The organism is Vibrio sp. 10N.261.52.A1, from assembly GCF_002876325.1.
Taxonomy (GTDB): domain Bacteria; phylum Pseudomonadota; class Gammaproteobacteria; order Enterobacterales; family Vibrionaceae; genus Vibrio; species Vibrio chagasii.
Genome location: NZ_MCYD01000818.1, coordinates 1 through 816, shown reverse-complemented (window position 1 = coordinate 816; position 816 = coordinate 1). Strand labels below are relative to the sequence as shown.

General features: G+C 40.2%; 1 protein-coding gene and 1 pseudogene. Both read right to left on the bottom strand.

The window, feature by feature from the left end:
- Nucleotides 1-233, bottom strand: a pseudogene (locus tag BCT81_RS29795) (IS5/IS1182 family transposase); the annotation flags it as partial.
- A 115-nt stretch (nt 234-348) separates the two neighbouring features.
- Nucleotides 349-816: DUF1566 domain-containing protein (locus BCT81_RS17105; RefSeq protein WP_133152650.1), on the bottom strand; the 468-nt coding region annotated here is incomplete at its 5' end.

Here is an 816-nt window from a genome sequence, read left to right as displayed (position 1 = left end):
TCAGGCATACCTAACCCACTAATCTCGTTCAACACTTTTATCATCACGTCAGCATCTCCCATTCGTACATAGTGATGTCTTAAGCTCAATCGTCTTCCTAGTCACAGTTTAACTCGATACATTGCTGTTTCTGAAAGTGAATGTCGGTGGTATCTATACTTCTCTTTCCAATACAATTTATTTGAGTCGTATAACTTCTATTAACCCATTGCGAGTGATCTCAGATATCCTCTCAAGTCATTTATCTATCCTGATGAAGAAACAGAGTCTTAATTATGATGATGAAAAAATAACCACCTACTGAAGTAGGTGGTTTAAAGGAAGGCCTTAAAACTTACCTGTTTACTGCTAAGGAACAGAGACGCACGATGCGTAAAGACTGTCGTCACTCGGCATAGTCAAACCAGAGTTTCCATTTCTGAGAGAGAAATTGTAATAGCCCGGACCACGAGCAGTTGATGTCCAGTAATTAATCCTGACTGCCCAGCCTCTAGCTGTAAACATATTGCCGTTTGCATTGAATAGTCCTCTTAATTCATTCTCGGTAGCTAAACGCCAGTTGGTTCGTCCTGCAATATTATTGGTATTATATGTGTTACATAATAAGTCTGCTTTGTTCCAATCGAAAAGATAGAAATCCCCGCTTGGGCCTGACGTTCCTATTTCTTGTGTAAAACCGTCATTTACACTGCCTCCTATGCTATCTAGGAACATTTTGGATGGTGTATTAGTAAACAATGTACCGCTACCAGTATCGAAGAGATCAACACATGAAGTTCCAGTCCTCCTGCATGCATAGACTTCTACATCCACAGT